15 protein-coding genes are annotated in these 20952 nt (G+C 46.9%); 2 read left to right on the plus strand and 13 right to left on the minus strand.

The genetic code is table 11. From position 1 onward, the window contains the following. Positions 1 to 23: 23 nt before the first annotated feature. The 4 genes from F3J22_RS30035 to F3J22_RS30050 form a co-directional block, all read right to left on the minus strand. Positions 24 to 923 carry a sterol desaturase family protein gene (locus F3J22_RS30035; protein ID WP_240155240.1) on the minus strand — a complete coding sequence of 300 codons (900 nt, stop codon included), beginning with the start codon at positions 921 to 923 and terminating at the stop codon, positions 24 to 26. A 94-nt stretch (positions 924 to 1017) separates the two neighbouring features. Further along, a complete protein-coding gene (locus F3J22_RS30040; protein WP_167021663.1) occupies positions 1018 to 1881 on the minus strand; it encodes a DUF4249 domain-containing protein in 864 nt (287 codons plus the stop codon). Between the two features lie 19 nt (positions 1882 to 1900). Beyond that, entirely contained in the window at positions 1901 to 4282 is a 2382-nt protein-coding gene (locus F3J22_RS30045) for a TonB-dependent receptor (RefSeq protein WP_167021664.1), read from the minus strand. 206 nt (positions 4283 to 4488) lie between these two features. Further along, positions 4489 to 4701, minus strand: coding sequence for a hypothetical protein (locus F3J22_RS30050; RefSeq protein WP_167021665.1), 213 nt, complete (start codon positions 4699 to 4701; stop codon positions 4489 to 4491). A 110-nt stretch (positions 4702 to 4811) separates the two neighbouring features. Here F3J22_RS30050 and F3J22_RS30055 point away from each other — a divergent pair, with 110 nt between their 5' ends. Then, the gene (locus F3J22_RS30055) at positions 4812 to 5813 is read left to right on the plus strand and encodes an AraC family transcriptional regulator (protein WP_167021666.1); all 1002 of its coding nucleotides are present in this window, start codon (positions 4812 to 4814) and stop codon (positions 5811 to 5813) included. 84 nt (positions 5814 to 5897) lie between these two features. Here the strand turns inward: F3J22_RS30055 and F3J22_RS30060 are convergent, their stop codons facing one another. The 9 genes from F3J22_RS30060 to F3J22_RS30100 all read right to left on the minus strand — a co-directional run bounded on the left by F3J22_RS30060 (position 5898) and on the right by F3J22_RS30100 (position 17925). Next, positions 5898 to 6527 carry an NAD(P)-dependent oxidoreductase gene (locus tag F3J22_RS30060; RefSeq protein WP_167021667.1) on the minus strand — a complete coding sequence of 210 codons (630 nt, stop codon included), beginning with the start codon at positions 6525 to 6527 and terminating at the stop codon, positions 5898 to 5900. Positions 6528 to 6679: 152 nt separating this feature from the next. Then, positions 6680 to 8881, minus strand: a complete 2202-nt coding sequence (locus tag F3J22_RS30065) for a sodium-translocating pyrophosphatase (RefSeq protein ID WP_167021668.1) — start codon at positions 8879 to 8881, stop codon at positions 6680 to 6682. 179 nt (positions 8882 to 9060) lie between these two features. Then, positions 9061 to 10575: an NAD(P)H-hydrate dehydratase gene (locus F3J22_RS30070; protein WP_167021669.1), complete on the minus strand. Its 1515-nt coding sequence runs from the start codon at positions 10573 to 10575 to the stop codon at positions 9061 to 9063. Positions 10576 to 10607: 32 nt separating this feature from the next. Continuing rightward, positions 10608 to 11579 carry an alpha/beta hydrolase fold domain-containing protein gene (locus F3J22_RS30075; protein ID WP_167021670.1) on the minus strand — a complete coding sequence of 324 codons (972 nt, stop codon included), beginning with the start codon at positions 11577 to 11579 and terminating at the stop codon, positions 10608 to 10610. A 134-nt stretch (positions 11580 to 11713) separates the two neighbouring features. After that, positions 11714 to 12247: a hypothetical protein gene (locus F3J22_RS30080; protein WP_167021671.1), complete on the minus strand. Its 534-nt coding sequence runs from the start codon at positions 12245 to 12247 to the stop codon at positions 11714 to 11716. A 127-nt stretch (positions 12248 to 12374) separates the two neighbouring features. Continuing rightward, positions 12375 to 13559 carry a Na+/H+ antiporter NhaA gene (gene nhaA, locus F3J22_RS30085; protein ID WP_370459485.1) on the minus strand — a complete coding sequence of 395 codons (1185 nt, stop codon included), beginning with the start codon at positions 13557 to 13559 and terminating at the stop codon, positions 12375 to 12377. A 90-nt stretch (positions 13560 to 13649) separates the two neighbouring features. Further along, complete coding sequence (locus tag F3J22_RS30090) at positions 13650 to 15557, minus strand: OstA-like protein (RefSeq protein ID WP_167021672.1); 1908 nt, start codon at positions 15555 to 15557, stop codon at positions 13650 to 13652. A gap of 9 nt (positions 15558 to 15566) precedes the next feature. Next, positions 15567 to 16565 carry an MlaD family protein gene (locus tag F3J22_RS30095; protein ID WP_167021673.1) on the minus strand — a complete coding sequence of 333 codons (999 nt, stop codon included), beginning with the start codon at positions 16563 to 16565 and terminating at the stop codon, positions 15567 to 15569. A 127-nt stretch (positions 16566 to 16692) separates the two neighbouring features. Further along, positions 16693 to 17925 (minus strand): N-acetylmuramoyl-L-alanine amidase, encoded by a 1233-nt coding sequence (locus tag F3J22_RS30100; RefSeq protein ID WP_167021674.1) that lies wholly within the window; start codon positions 17923 to 17925, stop codon positions 16693 to 16695. A gap of 183 nt (positions 17926 to 18108) precedes the next feature. On the opposite strand from F3J22_RS30100, the gene F3J22_RS30105 reads away from it, so the two are divergent. Next, positions 18109 to 20919: a putative LPS assembly protein LptD gene (locus tag F3J22_RS30105; protein ID WP_167021675.1), complete on the plus strand. Its 2811-nt coding sequence runs from the start codon at positions 18109 to 18111 to the stop codon at positions 20917 to 20919. The last annotated feature ends 33 nt before the right edge of the window (positions 20920 to 20952 follow it).

The raw sequence follows: 20952 nt of genomic DNA on the forward strand, positions 1-20952 counted from the left end.
CCACGGAAAGTGGGAATGATATCTTAATTATCTTTTTTAAACTGCATTTCCTGCCTCAACTGCCTGGTTGTCTTCTTACTACCATCGGCACTCCAGCCAGGGGCGCCAAAAATATAATACCAGACCTCTTTCACGGAGCGGGACTTTCCGAGATCCCGGAAAATATCTGTCCATTCATGGGTGGCAATACGTAAAGGGTTGAATGTGTGTATATTAGAGGTGAGTCCGTAATGTGGCCGTTCCAGCTCGGGCGTGAAAGTACCAAAAAGACGGTCCCAGATTATGAGTACGCCGCCATGGTTTTTGTCCAGGTAATCCAGGTCGGAGCCGTGGTGTACCCGGTGATGCGATGGGGTGTTAAATATAAATTCTACTGGCGCCCATAGTTTGTGAATCACTTCTGTATGTATCCAGAACTGGTAAATTAAGCTTACGGCCTGCATCGTCATGATCATAATGGGCGTGAAGCCGGCCAGTGGCATCCAGAGCCAGAAAATAAAGCTACCGGTCAGGTTGCCTGTCCAGGTCTGGCGCAGTGCCGTAGCCAGTGTATAGCTTTCTGAAGAGTGATGGATGACGTGGGAAGCCCAGAAATAGCGTACAGTGTGGCTGGTCCTATGGAACCAGTAATAGCTGAAATCATCTGCAAAAAAACATAAAATCCATACCCACCATACATAGTCGAGCGTAATGAACCTGAACTGGTACACTACTGTATAGGCGCCGAATATAAATGCTTTGGTAAATCCTCCGATGATGACATTGCCCAGTCCCATCGCTATGCTGCTGGCGGCGTCTTTGGGTTTATAAAGATCGCGGTGGTCAATGGTGGTGATGATTATTTCTGCTAAAATCAACAGCACAAAAGCAGGTATAGCGTATAAAATCAGATTAGGAGGCATGGGTGGAATTCTTTCTATCAATTTAACGATTTTCCGCTGAACTCCCATAAAAAAAGCGGCCGGCAAGAATGCCGGCCGCGGTAGTTGTTGAATGATAAGTGGATTTATTCAAAAATTATTTGATCGTTTTTTCCGCCCTGCTTACTGCAGATGTTCCAAACCATCCCAGCATCCGTACTTTACCATTGGTAATCGTGTTCTGCATGTTGGTAGGCACGTTTTCAAGTACTTTGGCAAAGAGACCGCCGGCATTTACCTGCTGATCTACCTGTGTCAGGAAATCGTAACTGCGTTTAGAGAGGGACGACAGGCGTACGATTACTTTTTCATTCAGCTGGAAAGGTTTGCTGTAATCAGTGATGCTTTGTGAAATCGGCAGAATGAAAGGGCCGCCATCGTTCAGGCCTGAATCATAGAGGCCATCGATAGAAAATGCATCTTCCAGCCGGCGGGTGGTATCATTTCTGTAGGACCTGATCCAGTAATAATCGGTGCCACCAGGAAGGTCTTTTGCAAAAAAGCGTGCATAGTAACCTTCTTTGTTGGAGTATGATTCTTCTTTCTTTTTAAACTCGTAGGTAATGGAATCAATTGGTGGTACACGGTTGAGCGAATCCAGGCCTTCCAGGATTTCTCCCTGATATTCCACATGCAGCTTGTAGACGTGTCCTACCACGCCAATTGGCTTGCTGCTGGCATTGTAGGTATAGGCGCCGTTGCTGAAGGTAAACGGATAGCTATCGCCGCTGGTGATGTCATGTACGATGATTTTTGCATCGCTGACAACCGGAGCCGGATCCTCGCTGGTATACGGTACCGACATGGTGATACGAATGGTTTGAATGCCTGTTTCAGTCGTGATCCAGGCATCGAGTACCGGGTATGATTTTCCTTTAGGAATGTTCAGGTTAATGGTATCTGTACAGGCTGTCAATCCTCCCAGCAAAGCCAGTGATATATAGCACAATAATTTTTTCATCAGATATATTTTTCTGCTGTTAGAATTTGAAGTTATAAGTAATGCCAGGGATGATGGAACCTATGATAGAGAGGCGTACGGCTTCTTTTTTATCCGGATCATCAGGGTTTTGTCTGAAGTAAACGGTGTAGGCATTTCTTCTTGCATAAACGTTATAGAGCGAGAATACCCATTCTCCTTTCCATCTGTGCAGTTGTTTGCCTTTCAGGGTGAGGGAGAGGTCCAGGCGGTTATATGGCGCGAGGCGATAGTTATTACGTTTGTCGGTGCTGTTGTAAGGAATATCCCAACCCTGGAATTCGAGGCGGTTATCTGCAAATGTAGCAGGGGTACCGGATGCAAATACGAAGTTACCGGATACAGATACACGTTTATTGACATTATGCGTTACTACCACATTCACGTTGTGTGTACGATCATAGCGGTTCAGGAACCATTCGTTCAGGCTGATGCCAGGTGTTTTACGTTCGGTGCGGGAGAGGGTATAGCTGATCCATCCGGTGGTATTACCGATATCTTTCTTGGCGTATAACTCCAATCCGTAGGCGCGGCCCTGTGAAGGCAGGAGGTCTGCTTCGATCTGAGGGTTCAGCTGCAGGTTGGCATTGTCGATGTAATCCAGCTGGTGATCGGTTGTTTTATAGAACACTTCTGCAGACAATTCATAACTATCATTAGGCGCATTGTAGAAATAACCGGCCGTATACTGGTTGGCCACCATTGGCTCAATATTGTTGGTACTAGGCGTCCAGATATCCAGCGGAGTAGGAGAAGCGGTGTTCGACAGCTGGTGCATGAACTGAGTGGTTCTGCTATAAGCTACTTTCACTGCGTTCTGATCGTTGAAGGCATAACGAACGCTGAGGCGTGGCTCCAGGTAAGGATAGGTTTTAATTACTTCACCTGAGCTGTAATCTTTTGTGCCGATCAGGCGTTTGCGTATACCTGGCGTGGTATCAGCATAAAGGTATTCTGTACCGCTTCCCAGCAATTGATAGGAAGACAGGCGCAGGCCATACTGGATACCGAATTTCTTACTTGGTTTATATTCATGATCGATATACAGCGCAGATTCCAGCGCGTGTTTATCAGGGATTTGTTTGACGTTGTGATCATCGCCTTCCTGGCCGGTACCGGTACCAGGTTTAAAGGTATAATACACTGCCTGTGCACCGAAATGAACCGTGCTTTTGGTATTCACATACCAGGTAAAGGAAGGTTTGAATCCGTAGTTGATAATATTGGATGTCCAGTCATATTTTTCCAGGGATTCACTTTCAGATTTTTTGCTGGTGTTGCTGAAAGAGAGGCTATAGTCATATTTACTGTAGTAGGTAGAGAGATTGAGGAATAATCTGCTGTTGAAAACGTGGTTCCAGCGCAGCGTTGCGGTGGCGTTACCCCAGTTCATATTAACATCTGATCCAAACCCGAAAACATCGCGTCCGAAGTAGCCACTCAGGAAGAGCTGATTATTGTCGTTGAATTTATAGTTGGCTTTTGCGGTAAGATCATAGAAGTTGAGTTTGGTATCTTTCATGTCACCTTTCATAAAAGGTTTCATGAGCACATCAATATAAGATCTTCTTGCAGCAACAATAAAAGAGGATTTATCCTGTACGATCGGTGCTTCTACAGCCAATCTGCTGAAAATATTTCCGATACCGCCGTTTACATTTAATTTCTGGCTGTTACCGTCTTTCATACGGATATCCAGTACAGAGGATGTTCTTCCACCATATTCGGCCGGGAAACCACCTTTGATGAGATTCAGGCTTTTTACTGCATCAGGATTGAAGACAGAGAAGAAGCCGAGCATGTGGGTCGAGTTATATACAGGTGCTTCGTCCAGGAGGATGAGGTTTTCATCGCTGTTGCCGCCGCGTACGTTGAAGCCGGAAGCGCCTTCACCAACGGTCTGAACGCCAGGTAAGGTCTGGATGGCACGTAATACATCTACTTCACCCAGGAAGGTAGGCATCTTTTTCATTTGCTGAATATCCAGTCTGTTGATACTGGTGTTCAGTGAATTGATGGCTTTTTCCTGTTTGTTACCAACGATGGTAACCTCATTCAGCTGGCTGCTGGAGGCTTCCATACTGATATCCAGTTTGGTGTTTTTCTGGAGATGTACAGTAGTTTTGAATGAAGTGTATCCCATATAGCTGAACTGCAGTTCATGGTCGCCTGCAGGCAGTGTTAAGGAATAAAAGCCATACTGGTTGGTAACAGTACCCAGACTGGTACCAGGTTTACCTACAGAAATGCCAATTAATGTTTCTCCGTTCTGTTTATCTTTTACATATCCGCTGATCGTATATTTTGCCTGCTGGGCACTGGATAACTGTATTCCCAGTATCATGCAGCACGCAGCCAGCAATAGGATTGCCTTAGTTTTCATAAAAGGTAAATGCAATTTTAAAAAGATGTTTTCAAGTTTTGTAACTCGCATATATGACGTAGGTGACATACGTTACCCCTATATGAAGGTTGAAATTTATCGCGGGGCGAAATTAAAATGAAAAATGGGGTTACCGGCAGTTCCTGCAAAAAATAACTTTGCATGGCTACCAGTAACCCCGTGGGATATAGAAGTGGAGATGGTTACTATTCTAAAATCTGGCAGGTAAATCCCAGTGTTTTCACAAAGTCGATGATGACGGCTTCCTCAAGCCTGGCGGGCGAAACAACCCTTAAAACCCGGTCGCAGTCTTCAATGTCTACGGAGCAGGCATCTACCCTGAATTGTGAAAAAATGGCAGTTACAACACTGTTTTTATCATCTACAGAACTAATATTTGTACGGAATATTCCAATCATACGGTACTAAAAATTTGGTTATTCGGAATATTTTTATGCAAATTTGCTACTGTTATCCCGACTAACTGTTACACGAAACGTATTAAAACTTATACGAAACGGATTTTTTTATGGCCGTAGTTATTAAGAATGATGCCAGCGATATCCTTTGGGAGAAACAAATACCCTTTTCCCCGGAAAAGATTGCATCAACTACTATCGTACAGGAAAAGGCTGAATTTTCTTATGATTTTGGAAATGCCAGTTTTAACAGTCTATGCTTTGATGGTTATCATCTTGCGCATGGTAAAGCAGAAGTATATCAAAATCTCCATATAACACATGATGTGTCTGATGAGGCATTGGTAGACATGTTTTTTATGAAACATGGAGATATCAATACCAGTTTTGAAGGAGTGACCAAATCATTGCGCTTTTCAAGTCTGGAACATAACCTGATGTTTGCTCCCAGGGGCAACGAGGAGGCAGCAGTTAAAAAACAGGATGGCTTATCCATTTTTGTGATCAGTTTTACCCGCGACAGGTTCCTGGAGCTGGCGGAACATAACGGGGATGTGCTGGACCAGCTGGCCAACAGCGTAGCCGGTAACAGGCCTACTATACTGGGTTCTAAACAAAATCCACACATGACACCCCGGATGAATGCGGTCATCGAAGATATTGTTCATTGTAACTTCAAGGGGGGAATCAAAAAGCTTTATTTACAATCTAAGATATTGGAACTGTTGGCGTTGCAGGCGGAGCAGGCAGGTAGTTTGCCTACGGGTATCACTACACGCAGCTTTAATGCCAGCGACCGTGAAAAGCTGGACCATGCCAGAACGATATTGCTGAATAATTTGCAGCAACCGCCCACGCTTGCGCAGCTGGCCCGTATGACGGGGTTAAATGAATTTAAACTGAAAGCCGGCTTCCGGGAAGTATATCATAACTCTGTTTTTGGGTATCTCAGTGATCACCGGCTGGCAATGGCCAGGGAGCTGATATTGGAAGGGAAACTGTCGCTTACTATGATCGCCGAGGAGGCAGGCTATTCCTCTCTGCCCCATTTCAGCAATGCATTCCGTAAAAAATACGGTACCAGTCCAAGCAGTTTGCGGATTGGCCGTTAACTTCATAAAAAAGCTTACTAAAAAGCGTATTCCACTTTTTAGTAAGCCGCTATACTGCCGGGCACTGGCAGATAGTTAATATTATTAATATGCGATTGTAAACTGTTGTTTGATGTGTTGCGGTTGCTGCAGCTCATCCAGCATGGCCACTGCGTAGTCAGCAGAGGAAATTTTGCTGTTACCGCTGGCATCTGTCACCAGTTGGGTACCTCCCAGGCGGAATTTGCCGGTACGTTCACCTGGCTCGATCATAGCAGCAGGGCTGAATGCCGTCCAATCCAGGTCGTTTTCCTGTTTCAGTACTTCCAGTCCGGCCATGGTAGCCGCTGCAATAGGTTTCCATTCAGCCGGGAAGTGTGGAGAATCCAGCAGTTTAACCCCTGGCGCTACTTCCAGACTTGCGGCACCGCTTACCAGCAGGAAACGTTTGATTCCAGCCTTTTTAAGCGCCTCAATAGTTGCTTTGGTAGCTGATACATAAGTGTCGGTATCTACCGCCTTGTAGGCGCTGATAACCGCATCGTTGCCTGCGATTGCGGCAGCCAGGTCAGCAGCATTGGTGGCGTCCGCCTTTTTTACCGTCAGTTTGTCGTTCTGTACGGTAATTTTCTCAGGATGACGAACAACAGCCGTTACTTCCAGTCCTCTCTGCAGTGCTTCTTTTAAAATTTCCTGACCTATAAAGCCAGATGCGCCAATTATTGCAACTTTCATTTTTGTCGTTTTTTAAACTGTAATAAAAATAATTACAGTACAAATGTAGGTAAGAAAATTATTCGCTCCAAGGGAATCTCAAAAAAAATCAAATAAAAAAGCCTCCCCACGACTAACATTTCGTGGGGAGGCTTAGTTTATCGGGCAGATACTTATTTCTTCTCTTCCAGCAAGGTGAGCTGTGGAGCTGCTTTTTTAGCAGGATCTACAGTAATAACCTTGGCTGTAGGTGCAGCTTCGCGGGTATGGAAGCGTTCGCCCAGGGTTGGAGCAATTACCAGTGAAACGATGGACATCAGTTTGATGAGGATGTTCATAGAAGGGCCGGAGGTATCTTTAAAAGGATCACCAACGGTATCACCGGTAACGGACGCCTTGTGCGGGTCTGATTTTTTGTAATAGGTTTCGCCATTGATTTCCACGCCTTTTTCGAAGGATTTTTTAGCGTTATCCCAGGCGCCGCCGGCGTTGTTCTGGAAGATACCCATTAAAACACCACATACAGTAGCACCTGCGAGGAAGCCGCCCAGTACTTCAGGGCCGGCGATAAAGCCAACCAGCAGCGGGGATATAAGCGCAATAGCACCTGGCAGCAGCATTTCGCGGATAGAAGCCTGTGTGGAGATAGCCACACATTTATCATATTCCGGTTTGCCGGTGCCTTCCATGATACCAGGGATTTCGCGGAACTGGCGGCGTACTTCTTCTACCATGGCCATGGCTGCACGCCCTACGGCGGCGATAGCCAGTGAAGAGAACAGGAATGGAATCATACCACCGATGAAGAGTCCGGCCAGTACATTCGCTTTATAGATATCGATACCTGTGATGCCTGCCACGCCAACGAAGGCGGCAAACAACGCCAGTGCGGTGAGGGCTGCGGAAGCAATCGCAAAACCTTTACCGGTAGCAGCGGTGGTATTACCAACAGCATCCAGGATATCTGTTTTTTCACGTACATCTTTAGGGAGTTCGCTCATTTCAGCGATACCACCGGCATTATCAGCGATAGGGCCGAAGGCGTCGATGGCCAGCTGCATCGCAGTGGTAGCCATCATACCGGCAGCAGCGATTGCCACACCGTATAAGCCGGCGAAAGCGTAAGAACCCCAGATACCGCCTGCCAGCACCAGGATAGGGAGCGTTGTAGACTCCATTCCTACGCTCAGACCACCAATAATATTGGTAGCATGGCCGGTAGCAGATTGACGGATGATGGATTTAACCGGGCGTTTACCCATCGCGGTATAATATTCTGTAATGATACTCATCAGGGTACCTACCACGAGGCCTACTACTATAGAGCCGAAGACCTGCGACTTAGTAAATACATGACCACGCAGGGTCATTTCTGTATCAGGAAGGATCCAGTTAACGAGGAAGTATGATACGATCAGGGTGAGGACGATAGAACCCCAGTTACCCATATTCAGTGCCTTTTGCACCACACCGGTATTCAGGCCTGCGCTGTCACTGATTCTTACGAAGAAGGTACCGATAATACTGAAGATGATACCGAATCCTGCAATCATCATTGGGAGGAGGATAGGGGCTAAACCACCGAATGCATCCTGGGAAGTTGTTTCGGAACCCAGTACCATTGTTGCCAGTACGGTGGCTACATAGGAACCAAAGAGATCGGCGCCCATTCCGGCTACGTCTCCTACGTTATCTCCTACGTTATCCGCAATGGTGGCGGGGTTACGGGGGTCATCTTCCGGAATGCCTGCTTCTACTTTACCTACCAGGTCGGCGCCTACGTCGGCAGCCTTGGTATAGATACCACCGCCTACACGGGCAAACAGTGCAATACTTTCCGCACCCAGTGAGAAGCCTGTCAGCACCTCAATGGTTTTGATCATCTCTGCGGTATTGGCTTCTGCACCAAAGTATGATTTGAGAATGATAAATAATGAACCGAGGCCCAAAACAGCCAAACCGGCAACACCCATCCCCATTACAGATCCACCGGTGAAGGAAACCTGTAAAGCCTTTGCCAGGCTGGTACGTGCTGCCTGTGCAGTACGCACGTTAGCCTTGGTGGCTATTTTCATGCCGATGAAACCTGCTGTGGCAGAGAATATAGCACCTACGATAAAAGCCAATGCTATTGACCAGTGTGAGTTGGCATGGCTGGCACCCATGTAACCAAGGAGAAGGGCGGCGATAATAACGAAATAGGTAAGGATTTTATACTCAGCTTTCAGAAACGCCATGGCACCTTCTGCGATGTGTTGTGCAATTTCTTTCATCCTGTCATTGCCTGCATCCTGGCGTGTAACCCAGGCACTACGGAACGCGGTATATAACAAGGCTAGTAATCCAAAACATGGAACGAGGTAAACTATACTCATATTGACGAATTTAATAATGCAAGTGATGCAAGGATTCAGAAATTGGTTTAAGAGTTAAAAGATCAAAGGATTCTCAATAGTGTTTCAAATAAATATAAAACATAAAAAATTAATACGCACATCTAATGAAGGAAAAAAATGGAAGACCCGCTGTGGCAGGCATTTTGGGAAGGAACGGGTCAGATGCCCTGCTGGTAGGCAGCTCCAAGATGGCTGATGATATCGCCGGCAGTCATGGCTTCCTGCGATAATGCAGCTGCGGCGAGGTCGCCGGCAAAGCCGTGCAGCCATACACCCATAATAATGGCGGCTTTGGAACTGTAACCCTGCGCCAGTAAGGCCGTCAATATGCCGGTAAGCACATCGCCGCTGCCGCCGGTAGCCATGCCCGGATTGCCGGTAGGGTTGAAGTAAACAGCGCCATCTGGACAAGCAATAGCCGTATAGCGGCCTTTTAATAAGATATAAAGACCCAGTTCTGCCGACTTGCTGCTGAGTAGTTCAATTCTTTCGAAGTCGTTGGCAGTGGCGCCAAAAAGCCGTTCAAACTCTTTAGGATGGGGCGTAAGAATGGAGCCTGCAGGTATCCTGTATAACAGGTAGGGGTATACGGAGATAATATTCAGGGCGTCCGCATCGATGACCATTGGTTGCTGATAAGCCTCCAGCAACTTTTCCAGTGATGCGGCTGTGGCGGTATTGGTACCCAGTCCGGGGCCGATACCTACTGCTGCATACCTGGTATCATGTACATCCTGGTGGAAATGTACGTTCATGGCCTCGTCGCGGTCGGTGATGCACATGGCGGCAGGTTCTCCTATCTGCATAATATTATACCCGCAAACTGGTACATGACAGGTAAGGAGGCCAACACCGGCCCTGAGACAGGCGCCGGCAGATAAAAGTGCTGCACCCATTTTGCCGTAGCTGCCTGCAATCAGCAGTGCGTGGCCGTAGGTGCCCTTATGTCCGAACGGATCACGGGGCTGGTAAATAGTTTGAATGGTGGCAGTATCTGTCAGGTGAAACCGTGCAGGCGTATGCGTTAGGTAGTCCGGGTGTAGTCCGATAGGAAGCACATGCACTTTTCCGGTAAGCCCGGCATTTTCCGGTAGGAGGAAGGCCAGTTTCCAGGTTTCGAACGTCAGCGTGTGAAGGGCCTGTACCACTGGTGTATGCAGGGAGGTATGATCGGCCTGTAGCCCTGAAGGCGTGTCGATGGCAATAATATAGTACCGGTGGCGGTGGTCGTTGATTTTATGGATAATACCGGCGAGCCAGCCGTCGATAGGTTTATGGAGGCCTGTCCCGAAGATGGCGTCGATAACGATAGCCTGATCGGGGATTTCCGGAAATTCGTTTACATCGTTGAGTGGGTGTATATGCTGAGGATAAGCCTTTTGAAGTCGCTGGAGATTTACCACATGGTCATCACTGTATTTATCACCCTGTATGGTCCAGGCGTTGACATTCCAGCCATGGTCCAATAGCAGGCGGGTGATAACCAGGCCATCTCCGCCATTATTACCTTTTCCACAAATAACAAAAACCGGGTGGCTGGGCGTGAAATTATCTTCTATCCATGTTGTACAGGCAGTAGCGGCACGCTCCATAAGGTCGGTGCTACTGATAGGCTCATGGGCTATCGTGTAGGCATCTGCTGCTCTGATCTGTGCGGCGCTGAAGATTTTCATAGCTTGTTGTTATACTTCCTAAAATTAGGAAATTATCTGACAACGAGCGGCTTGAGCGGTTGTCCGTCTGACCAGTTGCCCATATTGGTAACGAGGGTACTGTCGCCGTACACATTGTCGCAACCTTGCTGGTGAAAGGCGCAGTCGAGCAGGGCGTCTGTCAGCCTCCAGTAGCAGTAGTAGTCGGTGGCATCGACCCGTGTAGATGTAAAGGAGAGGGTGATGATGTTATTTCTTTGGCCTGAGTCGAAAGTCATGTCTGTTGCGGCGGCTTCGCCATGTTCAGCGGTGATGGCAGGGTATCCGTAAGGATCGGCCATATGGGTGATCATGGTTTTATTGGCAGCAGGAATATAGGTAGTGGAAGAGTAGAGCATATCAGCAAAGGTGGTGCCTGCGCTGTTGTCTTTTTCCTCTACTATCAGGAGCATTTTTACTTTGGACGACATGCTTTTATAGCTTGGCAGGGCGCCCTGGGGGGCGTTGCCCGTACCAGGACAAGCCAGCATAATGGCTTTAGGCGGCGGTACCCCGTAGGTGGCCGGCGTCATGGCAAGGTTAGCAGCTATTACGCCACCATAACTGTGTCCTATGTATGCTATTTTTCCTTTTATTGGCTGTGGCAGCGTACTATCGGCAGCCAGCAGCTTCAGGGCCCTGTTAATGGCCGCTGCGGCATTATTCGTATAGGTAGCCGGGTTGGTAACGATGGTAGACTGATACCTTGGGAAGATGACAATATTGCCTTTTTTAACCAGATGTTTAATCCAGGCCCCGTAGCAGGCAGGGTTCCAGGCGCCATAACCATGGTTAAACACTATTACCGGTGCTTCTTTGGGCATGGGATCACTGGGAAGATATAGCCAGTAGCCGGTATTACCGTCATCACAATTTTTTTTGATAACTGTAGAAGAAGTGTAGGAGCTGCTGCCGTAGCCTTCCATTGGTTGGTCCGGCTGTCGGATAACAGCAGGTTGGTTCGATGGTTTTTTGCATGCAACCATGAACAGGACGGCATAAGTCAAATACAATATAGTTCGCATCTAAGTAGTTGGCATTAGGTACGGGCATCCTGCAATAAAAAACGGACAACAGGAGCCCCTGTTGTCCGCTAAATTACATATTTTCCTGGTTTATCCTAGAAGGCAAATCTTGCGGAAACGCCGCCGATTTCTTCACCGAGGTAGTTGGTCGGTCCAACAAACTGAACATAAGGTTTCAGATCGGCACTGATGTTCAGCGGAATTTTCTTGAAGGTATACTCGATACCGATGATACCGTCCAGGCCAGGGGATACATAAGTACCTTTGCCTTTGTCGACATAACGATCCCAATCGTAGTCGCGGCGGTCATAAATACCCACGTGCACACCGCCACCGGCGTACATGTTTAGGCCTTGCATCCCTACATTCCAATGATATTCGTATAATCCTGTAAAGGTTACGTTTGTGTTTTTGTCGTGATTAGTGGTAACTAATCCTTCGATGGCATGTGGTCCTGCAATAAAGTGTTTAATGGTGAAGCCTACTATCCATGGGTTCAGACGAACGCCTAATGCGGTATTGTAGTTATCAATACCATAGCCTCCGCCGCGATAGCTGCTTTTCTTTTGCGCGTTAGCCTGTATAGCAATCAATGCGATCAGGCTGAAAAGTAACACGACTTTCTTCATAAATGAATACTTATTAAAAATAAAAGATATTGGCACTTTCTAACGTGAGAAATTTCTCTAAAGTATTTTCTCTCTAAAAAAAATCACATTTATTTAACAATAACAGTGCCAACAGCGGTAGATAAATTTATTTTTTTATCAGGCGCAGGTAGATGAATCCTGCCAAACCCGCTATCACAGAGGCTGCGATCACGGAAATAATGGCGATGATCTGCAAAGATCTATCTGTATAAGCTAATCCAGCTATAAAAATAGACATGGTAAATCCGATACCGGCGATCATGCCAACACCCCAGAGCTGGCCCCAGCGGCTGTTTTCGGGAAGCACGGCTAAACGAAGTTTCACCGCAATGAATGACATCCCGAAAATCCCCAATGGTTTTCCCAGTACTAATCCGGCAATGATACCATAGCTGATGCCATGTTCCAATGCGTGGAAAACGTCCGCTGGCAAGGCGATAGCGGTATTAGCCAACGCAAATAGCGGCATGATTACAAAATTCACAGGGTCGTGCAGGTTATGCACCAGTTCTTCAATCCGTGATAAAGGAATACATAACGCCAGTAGTACACCTGCGATGGTGGCGTGAACGCCGGAGTTGAAAAGGCAGTACCAGAGTACGATTCCGGGCAGGAAATAAAAAATGGTACGCTGCACCTTCAGCAGGTTTAATAATATTGGGAGTATAAGCACGCCGCCACCAATCAGTAAATATTTGAGGTCGAGGTGTGGTGTATAAAAAATGGCGATAGTAAGGATTGCTCCCAGGTCGTCGATAATGGCCAGCGCCATGAGGAATATTTTCAGGCTTACCGGCACTCTTTTTCCCAGGAGGGAGAGGATACCCAGTGAGAAAGCGATATCGGTTGCCATCGGGATACCCCAGCCATTGCTGTATGCTGTGCTGTGGTTAAAGTAACTGAATATTAATGCCGGTGCCGCCATCCCGCCGATAGCCGCCAGTACCGGGAGTATGGACTGCTTCAGGGAAGATAGTTCACCTACGGTCAGTTCTCTTTTGATTTCCATGCCTACCATAAAGAAGAATAACGCCATGAGGCCGTCGTTGATCCATAGCATGAAGGAGTTGGGCAGGTCGAGTCCGCGGAAATGAAGGTGGTGGCCTCCATTGGGATCCAGCAGTTCATTCCAGAAATTAATATAGGCGGGGCCCGCACCTGAATTGGCCAGGGTCATGGATACAAGGGTACAGATGATCAGCACGATACCCACAGCCCTGCTATCTTTCATGAATAAGAAGATAGGGGAGATCAGTGATTGCCGGATGGTTTTAATAGATGATTTCAGCACAGTATCATAGAATTTATTGCGTCAGTTAAATGTATCCGGGCAAATATACTTTAAAAAAAATACCCTCCGGGATGAGCGGAGGGTATTGGTTTATTGCATGAGTTCAAATTTCGATTTGGGTCGCCGGTTGATTTCCCATTTGAAATGTTCCAGTTTTAGTTCTTCCACTGGCCGCTGGGTAAACGGATAGACCGTTGTTTCCGGCTGTGTGATGAACTTCGCCTTATAAATTTCATTGTCTTTGAAGTACAGGGAAATGGTGGCAGACAGTGTATGGCTTACGTTCATGAAGGCGCCGGCATTATCAGCGGCGTACATAATGGTTTCAGCATTTCCGTCTACAAACATCCAGTCGAGTTGTTTATTCACTACATATCCGGTGATGGTATTGCCTTTGATCTGGTTAAACAGGTCTTTTCCTGTTTCATTGATAATGAAGGCTTGTTGTCTCATTACCAGTTTATCCACCGTTTGATTTTTCGTATAGGCGTAAATGGTATCTCCATACATCTGTGTGCTTCTGCTGGTCCATACGATAGGATTACGGTAGAAGCGGAAGATGGAGTCGCTGGTGGAATAATACACGCTGTCTGCCACGCCCTGGAGGGAATCGGAGAACATACGTACATTATGATAGGCGAGGATATACCTTATTTCCGTGGTATCGTCGGCTTTATTTTTCGGTTTGATGAGTTTGATACTGTCTTCATAATGTTTTATTCCCGGCAGTGAATCCTGTGGCATGACAGGTTTCATGGGGGCGATTTTCATATTGGAGACAGCGTTGGCGTTTTCCCTGGCTTTGGTTTTGGCGAGGGCGGTATCGGCCATCATCATCATTTTGGTGCCGGTGATGCTATCTTTTCTTTGTCTGGCCAGCACTTCATCTTTTTTAAGATATTCCGGCACATTATCAATAAAAGTAGATATTTCCCTGATTTTCACTGGGGTGAGTCGCAGGGGGGGCGGAACTCTTTTAAGGCCCTGTACGGAAGGGATACTGAGGCTGTCGCCGGGTTTGATGACACCGGTGAACAGGGTATCGCTGGCCATATAGAAGGTATCCTTTTCGCTTTCCATGATCAGCAGTGGTTTCTGCGTGGCCAGGAGTGTTTTGTATTTCTGGTCGAGGATACCGTAGTTGGCCAGGAGTGACATATGTCGTACGGTATCGCGGTATACCATGTTTCCGGTGGCATATGCTTTACCGTTTACTTTGTCCATTTCCAGCTGATCGGCGGTCAGGGTGCCGGTACTGTCTTCAATGAGCGGGCGGTTGGTAAAGTTGGCGTACCCTTTATCCGTATCGTAGTATCCGCTGGTAGCGTACATGATGCGTTTACCTTCGTTGATGGTGGTAGGCGCGATGATGTTGGCTATTTTGGTTTCGGTATTATACAGCAGGGCGTCGGTAGTGAGGGTATAGTCAGGATCTATGAGTACGACATTCCGTTGAAAGTGCATTTCTTTCATGTCTACATAATAGAATCCTTCATCACTGGTGAGGGTGCTTTTGCCGTTTACCAGTTTACCTGTTTTCAGATAGCTACCGATTTTGGCGTTCATATCGTAGATGAGTTCCGGGCCGGAGATTGTCACTTTTCCGTCGGTCAGGCGTGCGTTGCCGGTGAGGGTGGCAATGCGGGTAGATGCGTCGTAGTTGAGCACATCACCATAGATATTAATACTATCAGCCTGGTTGATATGAATTTTTCCGTAGGCATCTATATGATTGGTACGGAGGTTTTGGATGGCGCTGTCGCTGTAGAAGGTGGTATTACCCTGAACGAGTTTTACGTTACCTATCAGTTTGCGTACGGCGAGAGTATCGGTGGTGATATCATACAGCACGTCGGCGTGTTTGATATCGATCATGGTGCCTTTAGGCTTTGTGGTATCGGCAGCAGGCGGTGCTGCGGCCTGCTGGGCGTTGGCAGTAAGCGTACCTGCTATGCAGTACATAGCGAGTAGAAGCCCGTATTTTATGATTGCGCGCATGTATCCTGATTATTGAGCCTTAACTGTGTCTGAAGGAATGGGCTTTACTTTATCCTTTTTACCGAAGAGGGAGAAGTGCACATAACGTTTAGGGTTGATGCGCAGGTCTTCCAGCAATTTATTAAGGTTGTTCAGGGAGTATTGAAGATTGTTATAGACTTTTTTGTCGTTCAGCAATAAACCCGCGGTACCGTCGGTGGTGTTGAGTTTTGCGATGGTAGTATTGAGGCTGTTGGCGGCGGACTGTAATTCCTGCAGCGTTTTGTCGATATTACCATTGGCGAGGGCGCCGGTAGTTTTTTCTGCATTGTCGAGGATATGGCCGATTTTCTCGTTATTATTTTTGAGATTACCGGTTACTTCCTGGAGGTTGCGCATGGTACCTGGTACGCTACCGGTGTTAGGGTCCATCATAGTATTGAGGGATGCACTGGTAACGGTGAAGTTATGGGTGATGGTGTTGAGATTTTTGATGGCCTGCTGCAGGTGGACTTTAGAGGTGGTGTCGAGAAGTCCGTTTACGTTGAGCAGGAGGGAGTCGATGTTCATGAGGGTGCCCTGGAGTTTTTTCACCAGCGGGTTGAGTTGTTCCTTGAGGGCGTCGGTCATGGATCCGTCTACGGCGGCATAGATGGTATCCCCGGTTTTCAGATAGTCGGAGGCGTTACCCAGGTCGAGCTGAACGGTTTTGGTGCCGAGCAGGTCGCTGGAGATGCGAGCTACAGAGTTGCGGGGGATTTCTATTTTTTTAGAGATGGTGATTGTAACGAGGATTTTGCTGGGATCGTGGTCCATCACATCGAGGTTGGAGACGTTACCAACAACGAGTCCGTTTACCTGGACAGCATTGGATGGCTGGAGGCCATTTACCTGCTTATATACAGCATATATGGTTTTCGAGTGAGAAAACAGGCTCTTTCCTTTCAATAAATTAAAGCCCAGCACAAGGAGGGTAATACCTAGTGCAGTAAGCACACCCACTTTGGTTTCGTTAGATAATTTGAGCATGAGAATCGTATACGTTCACCGCAAAAATAATCAAAAAGGCAGTCCCGGAAGTGTTTGAATAAAAATGTTGATAATTATAAGGAGAATTTTTGGGGAGATTGGCGAGTTGGGGAGGGGTAAGGGGCGGTTAGTTATTGGTAACGAAAGCGTCTTTAAATCCTGATTTTTTGGCTTTTTTGAGGGCGGTGGAGGCAACTTCTTCCGATCGGAAGGGTCCCCAGGTATATTTATTCATTTTTTTACGGTTCATGACTACTGCGGTGCGTTCTACAGTGACATGACCAGGGAGCTTCCTGAAAATGGAAGCTCCTGGATTGTATAATTTGTCAGTTATCAGCAATTGCACGGCATAGTCCTGTTTGGAGGCAGGTTTACGCTGGCCACCAGGTTTGGTGGTTTTGCGGTAGGCCTGCGGTGCGGCATTGCCGGTATTGGTTTCTTCTGAAGGCTGTACGCGGTTGTTGTTGGTAAACCGGTCCAGTTCATCACGGTAACGCTTAATCGCTTTAAAGATACCGTTGGCCAGCTCCATTTGTCCGGAGTTTGAGTTGAGGTAGTCTTCCTCTTCCGGATTGCTGATGAAGCCTAATTCTACCAGCACGCTAGGCATGGCGGTGGCAGAGAGTACCCAGATACCTTTTTCATTACGTTGCCTTGCGCCACGGCTGATACGGCCTACTTTGGTGAACTCATCTTCAATTAATGTAGAGAGTCGGAGGCTTTGGTCAAAGTATGCGTTGCGCAGGGTGTTGAGCAGGATGTAAGTTTCCGGATCGGTGTCGTCCATGAGGGCGCGTGATTCTTCGGAGTTGGCATCGAGCACGATTACGGAGTTCTGTTTAAGGGACTCCATTTTAGCGTTGTTTTTGCTGGTGGCCCAGATGTACGTTTCGGTACCTTTGGCCGGGTTAGGGTAGGAAGCGTAAACAGGAACGTGTTTCGCTACTTTTTTCTTCCCTTTCTTCACCATGACAGTTTTAGTACCTACCTGCCGTTGTAATTTGGCGGCAGAATTACAGTGAATGGACACGAACAGTTCACCTTTGGCATCGTTGGCAATTTGAGCTTTTACTCTTGGATTATCGAAACGATCGGATTTTCGTGTATACACTACCTTTACATCCGGCATGTTCTCTTCGAGGAGTTTTCCCAGTTTCAGGGCCACTTCGAGGGTGACCTGTTTTTCTGTGGAGTAACTGCCCCTTGCGCCTGGATCTTCGCCACCGTGGCCTGCGTCTATGACGATAGTTCTGATGGGCTTTCCCTGCTTTTCTGAATCTGGTGTGTTTTTTGCCTGAATAAAAAATGTGCAGGTGAAAAGTGTTCCCAGACCTAAAGTCCAAAATCGGTTCCAGCGCATGTTTCTCTTTTTAATGGGTGCTGTAATCACAAAAAATAAAAAATAAGTTTATCTGTTAAAATAATAATTTACTTGTTCCATGCGACTTTTAAGTGCCCTTCCCAGTCTATCTTTTCAAACTTTACAAGTTATCATTTGTAATAAATTGTCTAAAAACTTGTAGGTTTGTGCCCGCCTTAACACATGAGCTCTAGCTACAAAAATAATTATAAAAAGTTTTTACGACAGACATACCTGGTAATTGCAGGTGTGATTATTGCCGTTCCCTTTATTATAGATGCAACTGCTGGCATAAAGCCACATGCATTCTTCGGATTTAACAAAATTTTTGCAGACACGGTACCACCGAAGTCTAAAAATGCAGGTCCGATTAAGCCGGTAACGGCGCCGCTTACCCTTAAAGATACGGCTATTGTGCCAAAATCAGGGGATTCCGGCGCGATAAAATTGGCCGGGGACTCCACTTTCCGAGACAGTACACGTATAACCGTAGATACTTTTAAGCTGCCGGTAGCCTCCAAAGACTCTCTGGACGCCACTGTAACCGCGAAAGCGCAAGATTCCATGGTATTGATGATCAAGGAAAAACAGTTTTATCTGTACGGAAATGCTAATGTGAAGTACAAAACGGTGGATCTTACTGCCAGCAAAGTAGCCTTTGACCAGAACAGCGGCGTAATGAGTGCTACTCAAACGAAGGATACTGCCGGAAAATTCATCGGCCGCCCGGTCATGAATGATGGAGGCCAGAGCTTCGAGTCCGATACCGTGGAATATAATTTCATGTCGCAGAAGGCGATGATCTTCAATACCAAATCCGTCTACGGAGAGGGGTATGTGCATAGTGAAAAGACCAAGCGCATGGCAGATAATACCATTTTTGGCTTCAAAAACGGTTATACTACCTGTGACCTGGACACGCCACACTTCAGCTTCAGAGCTAAAAAAATCAAGGTAATTCCTGATAAACTGATCGTTTCCGGGCCTGCCAACCTGGAAATTCAGGGTATCCCGACGCCTTTGTTTATACCATTCGCCATTTTCCCTATAACACAGGGCCAGCGTTCCGGTTTGCTGCCGCCACAGTTTGTGGTCAACCAGCAAAAAGGTATGGGTCTTGAAAACGGAGGATATTATTTTGGAATGGGGGAGCACCTGGACCTTACCGTGAGGGGAGACGTATACTCCTACGGTAGCTGGAGCATGACGGCCAGTCCAACCTACCGAAAGCGATATAAATATAGCGGCGGGCTAACTATCAGCTTTGCCAATACCCGACTGGGCGACCCGTCGGTGAAACAGGAATTTGTGAACAGCAAGGACTTCCATGTAATGTGGAACCACAGCATGGATAGCAAAGCCAGACCAGGAATTAACTTTGGTGCCAGTGTAAACTTCGGGACCTCCTCCTATAACCAGTACAACGTATACGATTATAGTACCCGCGTAAATAATAACATCGGTTCCAGTATCAGTTTCTCGAAAACATGGCAGAACAAGCCATATAACCTGACGGTCAGCTTATCAGACAACCAGAACCTGCAGACGCGCGATGTATCATTGACTTTCCCGGATGCGAACTTCTCTGTACAGACGATCTATCCGTTCCAGCCTAAAGAAGTGATAGGTACACCTAAATGGTACCAGAAAGTAGGTATCAGCTATACCAACCAGTTCCGGAACCAGGCTTATTTCAAAGATTCCGTTTTCGGTAAGCAGGCGATGTTTGATGCATTACAGACAGGTATGCAGCAAACCGTTCCGATCTCCTTCTCTATACCAGTGATGAAGGCGTTTACCTTATCTCCCGGTATTACCTTTAACGAATACTGGTATACGAAAAAGATCACCAAGCAATTTAATCCTAATAAATTCAACTACGGTACCCAGACCAATGGTGCCCTGGATACCATCTATACGCCTGGATTCTACGCCCTGCATGACCTTAACACCAGTCTGACCCTGGCAACGGCCTTGTATGGTATGTATGATTTCGGCGCCAATTCCAAGATCCGCAAGATCAGGCACGTGATGCGTCCGTCCATTGGTATGAGTTTCCGTCCAGACCTGAGTGCGGGTGCTTACTATAACATGGTGTACGATGCGCAGGGTAATACTGCCAGAACCTCGTATTTCCAGGGATCAGTGATTGGTGTGCCGAGTGAGGGAACCTTTGGTGGTATCAACTTCGGGTTGGATAACAACCTGGAAATGAAGGTTTATTCCAAAAAAGATACTTCTGCCAATCATGAAAAGAAGGTGAAGCTGCTGGATGGCTTTGGGTTTAACTTCAACTATAACTTTATCCAGGATTCATTTAAGCTGTCTCCTATTTCATTATATGCCCGTACCAACCTGTTTGACAAGCTGAATATCAGTGCCAGCGGTACTTTGGACCCGTACGTAATAGATGCGGCCGGTATACGCCATGACAAGTATGTGTGGAATGAAGGGAAGATCAGCCCGGGCCGGCTGACAAATGCCTCGGTCACGATGTCGACCTCGTTTACATCGAAAGACAAGAAGGCGCAGAGTAAGTTGAAAGAGCTGGATTCGCTGCAGAATGCCCAGGATCCGACGATGCTGCAGGCGGCGCAGCAGCGGCAGTTACAGCAGATCAGGAACCATCCGGGAGAGTATGTGGATTTTGATATTCCATGGAGATTAGACCTGTCCTACGCCTTGTCTTATACCAACCAGGTACTTCCGGATTCGGGAGGATTTGTGAAGCGGATCACCCAGTATGTGAATTTCAACGGAGATTTCAGTCTGACGCCGAAGTGGAAGATTGGTATGAACAGTGGTTTTGACTTTACAAATATGAAAATTGCCTATACAAACATGTATATCTCGCGGGATTTGCACTGTTGGCAGATGTCAATAAACCTGGTACCGTTTGGTCAGTTACGACAGTTTAGTATTACAATTAATCCGAAGGCGGGTATCCTGCGAGATCTGAGGATTAACCGATCGCGGCAGTTTTACGATATGTAGCGACGCAAAGAAGAGGAAACTTATTAAAATGCG

The organism is Chitinophaga sp. Cy-1792 (assembly GCF_011752935.1).
Lineage (GTDB): Bacteria > Bacteroidota > Bacteroidia > Chitinophagales > Chitinophagaceae > Chitinophaga.